The organism is Blastomonas sp. CCH1-A6, assembly GCF_001556365.1.
In the GTDB taxonomy this organism is placed as follows: domain Bacteria; phylum Pseudomonadota; class Alphaproteobacteria; order Sphingomonadales; family Sphingomonadaceae; genus Blastomonas; species Blastomonas ursincola.
Genome location: NZ_LSIS01000185.1, coordinates 1 through 4,933, shown reverse-complemented (window position 1 = coordinate 4,933; position 4,933 = coordinate 1). Strand labels below are relative to the sequence as shown.

Here is a 4,933-nt window from a genome sequence, read left to right as displayed (position 1 = left end):
GGGGGCCGGTGAGAGAATGTTCGAAAACGTACGCTAAGCATCCCGACCGTTCCGATGGAGGCGGAGCGGCCTGAACCGCTCGCGGGGCTTGTCCATCTCGCTCCACAGATAGTCGCCAGTGAGGCCGATATGCTCCCAGCCCAATGGCGCGACATGGGCAAGCAGTTCGTCCAGCACCTCGACACCGCTGGCGCGCAAATGCCGGACGGCGCGGTCGAGATAGACGGTGTTCCAGAGCGTGACGGCCGCGGTGAGCAGGGTCAGGCCAGAGGCACGATGGCGCTGGTTCTCGAAGGTGCGGTCGCGCAGTTCGCCGAGGCGGTTGAAGAAGATGGCGCGGGCGAGCGCGTTGCGGGCCTCACCCTTGTTGAGGATGCTGCCGGTGCGACGCCGCTGTTCGGGATCGTCGAACCAGTCGAGCATGAACAGTGTGCGCTCAATCCGCCCGATCTCACGCAGCGCGCGGGCGACGGGGTTTTGACGCGGGAAACCCGCCAGCTTGCGCAGCATGACCGAGGCACTGACGGTGCCGGCGCGGATCGAGGCGGCGAGCCGCAGCGTCTCGTCCCAATCCTCTTCGATCGCGCGCACGTTGACCGGGCCCGCGACAAGTTGGCGCAGCGTCGGCCAAGGATCGAGCGACGACAGGCTATACAGGCGGCGTTCGTTGAGGTCGCGAATACGCGGTGCGAAGCGGAAGCCGAGCAGATGGCACAAGCCGAAGACATGATCGACCGCCCCGGCGGTATCGGTCGCATGTTCGCGGATCACCAGTTCACTCTCATGATCGAGCAGGCCGTCGAGGACATGCGCGGCCTCGCCAGCATTGGCGGCTATGACCTTGGTATGGAACGGCGTGAAGCGGTCGGTGACGTGGGTGTAGAACAGCACGCCGGGTTCGCTGCCGTAGCGGGCGTTGCGATCGGCGCGCGCCTCGCCCTGACCGCCGGCGCGGAAGAACTGCCCGTCCGAGGACGATGTGTCGCCCGGTCCCCAGACCTGGGCGAGCGGATGCGCGGTGTGGCAGTCTACGATCGCCGCCAGCGCCGACAGGTACGTTTCATCGCGCACATGCCATTCCGCAGTCCAGCGCAGGCGTGACAATGTCAGCCCACGCGAGCTTTCCGCCATGCGCCCGAGGCCGAGATTGGTCGCATCGGCGAGGATCGACCCCATCAGCGCGGACTGGTCAGAGGCCGGCTCGCCACTGCGGGCATGAACGAAACGGTCGGCAAAGCCCGACCACGCGGCGACCTCAACCAGCAGGTCCGTAATGCGGACACGCGGCAGCATCGCGTAGAGCCGGGCCTTCAGCGCCTCGGCATCGTCGGACGGAGATCGCCGGATCGGCGAGATCAACAACTGCCCGCGCTCGATCGTTACGTCGACCAGTTCGCCGGCCGCGGCTGCGCGCTCCACCTCGGTCATGCGCTGGGTCAGCATCGCGCGCCGTTCCTCATACCATTGAGAAAAACGGGACGGCACGGCGAGGCGCAGATCGCTATCGGTGCGCATCGTCTCAAAGGCGGGCACCGGCAGCAGGTAATCGTCCAGCGTGCGATAGGCGCGGCTGCCATCTACCCAGATGCTGCCTGATCCGAGCCGTTCGCGCAGGTGGACGATCACCGCGATCTCATAGGCGCGGCGGTCGATTGTCCCTTCGGCCGGCTGCACGACCTTGTGCCAGCGTGGCTTGATGAAGCTGGTCGGCACACGCTTCGGCAGGACCGATCGGCCGTCGCGGTACATCGTTCGCAGCGCCTCGATCGCGCCGAGCAGCGGATCGCCCGATCTCGCGGTCCGGAAGGTGAAGGCGGCGAGGAAGGTCGGGGCGAACCGCCGCACGGCAGGGTAGCGTTCGACCACTTCCTCCAGACCGTCATCGGCCGCACGCGTCAGATCCTCGGCGAAGCGGATGCTGCGTTCGAGCTGATCCCAGCCCACCCGGTCATCGATCGTGCGAAAGGCGTCGCGTCCGCTCGCGCGTGCATCGACCAGCAAGCGGCCGAGCCGGACATGAAAGCGCGCCGTGTCTTTCAGCATCCGTGCCTGCCCGAGCAGCCGGTCGGACCGGGTACGGTCGGCGCGGCGGAACAGCGCCCCCACCATCTTCTCGACCATGACCAAGGCGGCATCGGTCAGCGCCGCCTCCATCTCGATCATGGAGGCGACCAGCATCGCGAGTCGGCGCGGGCGTTCGAGACGCCGGAGGTGTTGCGCAGTGACGATGCCGGCGGTCCGGGCGATGACGGCATAGCGGGCGGCATGGATACGTCGTGCCCGATCGGTTGCGATCCCGATGCCGCGCACCGCGTCGAGCCGTTCGACGATCCCCTTCAGGTTCGACGCCGATGGCGCTTCCGGCCATTCGCGTAGCCATCCCAGACGGGTGCGACCATTGTCATCGGATGCGATCAGGCGTTCGAGTGCCGCTTCCTGATCGGCCGAGCAATCGCGGATCAGTCCGGCATGGGCGGCCTTGCGTGCATGGGCCCGCACGATGAGGGCGAGCCGTTCCAGCGTCGATGCCGCAGGCAGAACAATCCGGTCGAGCCGCAGGCGATTGACCATGCCGGCGACGATCGCCTCGCCCCGATCGGTCGAGGTGGCGATCTCTGATCCCAGTGCCAGCGTCGATCGTACGTCGATCCGGTCAAAGGCGCGCAGACCAAGATACGCTTCGATCTCGGCGCGATGCTCGCGCAGCGTCGTCGCACGGGCAGAATAGTCGGCGAAGTCGTCGATCCGGCAACCGATCTGGTCGGCGAGCAGCGACAGCATGAGGGCGGGCACTGCTTCACTCGGCAGCAGCGCACGCCCCGGATGACGCAGGTAGCAGAGCTGCACGGCATAGCCGAGCCGGTTCGCTCTGCGCCGACGACGCGCTACCTGCGCGAGGTCATCGGGGCCGAGAGTGAAGAGCCGCTCGATCGTCGCGCTGTCAGAAGGCGGATCGAAGATCACAGCGCGCTGCGCAGGCGATAATATTGTTCTGGACGGCATCGGCTTCCTGTTTGTCACGCAACAGGGATGTGGCCCTGTTCATGGAGCATAGACGAGGAGACGGGTTATGTGACATTATGCAGATTGATCGACGGGCAATGCCGCTCCGTCACGCAGACGGACGTATATGTGACAACGCAGCTCGGTTACGCGCGAGTGTCCAAGGCGGATGGCAGCCAGGTTCACGACCTTCAGCACGACGCGCTGGTCGCGGCCGGCGTCGATCCCGAGCATATCTATGAGGATGCCGCGTCGGGCCGGCTCGACAAGCGGCCGGGGCTGGATGCCTGCCTGAAGGCACTGCGCCGTGATGACACGCTGGTCATATGGAAGCTCGACCGCCTCGGTCGCGACCTGCGCCACCTCGTTAACACAGTCGGCGACCTGACCAAGCGTGGCATCGGCCTCAAGGTGCTGGCCGGCGAAGGCGCGTCGATCGACACCACCACCGCCAACGGTCGGTTGATCTTTGCGATTTTTGCCGGCCTCGCCGAGTTTGAGCGCGAGTTGATCGTCGAGCGCACCCGCGCCGGTCTGGAATCGGCACGTGCGCGCGGCCGACATGGCGGTCGCCCGTTCAAGATGACGCCCGCCAAACTGCGGCTTGCCCAGGCGGCTATGGGCAAACCCGAAACCAAGGTCGCCGAGCTGTGCGCCGAGCTGGGCATCACGCGTCAGACGCTCTACCGGCATGTTACGCCGAACGGAGAGATCAGGACGGACGGACAGAAGCTTCTCGCTCGAAAAGCGCGCCCATCGATCAAGGCATGACGAATTTGAACAATCTCACGTTCGTATTCATCGGAGGGGAGCATCAGGTCCTGCATCTCGCGCCGGTCGCCGCAGAACTTAGCCTGAGCCATCCGGATATCACGGTCCGCTGCATCTGCGCCGACGACCGCACCGCCGCCGCCTTGCGCGCAGTGGCTGCGGCGATGAGAGCCAGCACGATGACCGTGACGCAGATCGCCTGGCCTTGGGCGGGCAGGATTGCAGCGCGCATAACGGGCAGCCGCTCGGCGGCGAAGGGGCCCCTGCTGGCGCGGATCCGATGGCAGGCCCGCAAGACCCAGGCCATCATCGTTCCCGAGCGCACCTCTGCGGCGTTGCGATGGCTCGGATGGAAGCGTCCGCTGGTACATTTCCGCCACGGCGCTGGCGACCGTGCACCATCCTCCGAAGCCAAGCAGAGAGCCTTCGATGCCATCTTCGTTCCCGGACAGAAAGACATCGAGCGTGCCGTCGCGCAAGGCCTCAGCCGTAAGCGGCTTTCGGCCGTGGGCTATATAAAGATCGACTATTTGCAGGCCTTGCCCACCGGACCGCGATTGTTCGACAACGATCGCCCGACCGTCTTCTACAACCCTCATTTTGATCCTGCGCTGTCCTCGATCGGGATCGCTCGCGATGTCATCGCCCGTTTCCGCCAACAGGAGCGGTACAACTTGGTCTTCGCCCCTCATGTCCGCGCGTTCGAAAACCTCGATCCGATCGCGCGAGCGCGGTGGCTGGAACTTGCCGTGCCAGAGCACATCGCGGTCGATCTGGATTCTCCCAAGCTGTTCGACATGAGCTATGCGCGGGCCGCCGACATCTATCTGGGCGACATGTCGAGCCAGCTTTACGAATTCCTCGCTAAGCCGCGGCCCGTCGCTTTCGTGAATGCGCATGGCGCTAACTGGCAGGACGATCCAAGGTACGCTGGTTGGCATCTGGGAGAGGTCGCATCAGGTGCTGACGATGTGCTTGCTGCAGTAGATCGAGCCTTCGAACGGCATCCCGACATGATCCAAAGACAGGCGAAAGCGACAGCGTTCGCGTTCGGCCGCTACGATGGCGCAATCAAACGGGCCTCATACCAACTGCTCCACACCCTGCAATCGCTCTGATCCCTTAGCGTACGTTTTCGAACATTCTCTCACCGGACCCC

The 4,933-nt window shown here is 65.0% G+C and carries 3 protein-coding genes; 2 read left to right on the top strand and 1 reads right to left on the bottom strand.

The window, feature by feature from the left end:
- Positions 1 to 33: 33 nt before the first annotated feature.
- Positions 34 to 3,003 carry a Tn3 family transposase gene (locus tag AX735_RS08040; RefSeq protein WP_060978499.1) on the bottom strand — a complete coding sequence of 990 codons (2,970 nt, stop codon included), beginning with the start codon at positions 3,001 to 3,003 and terminating at the stop codon, positions 34 to 36.
- A gap of 69 nt (positions 3,004 to 3,072) precedes the next feature.
- Between AX735_RS08040 and AX735_RS08035 the strand changes: the two genes are divergently transcribed.
- Both AX735_RS08035 and AX735_RS08030 read left to right on the top strand, forming a co-directional pair.
- Positions 3,073 to 3,774 (top strand): recombinase family protein, encoded by a 702-nt coding sequence (locus AX735_RS08035; protein WP_372587600.1) that lies wholly within the window; start codon positions 3,073 to 3,075, stop codon positions 3,772 to 3,774.
- Positions 3,771 to 4,892 (top strand): hypothetical protein, encoded by a 1,122-nt coding sequence (locus AX735_RS08030; protein WP_020817427.1) that lies wholly within the window; start codon positions 3,771 to 3,773, stop codon positions 4,890 to 4,892. Before AX735_RS08035 ends, AX735_RS08030 begins: the two co-directional genes overlap by 4 nt.
- Positions 4,893 to 4,933: the final 41 nt, after the last annotated feature.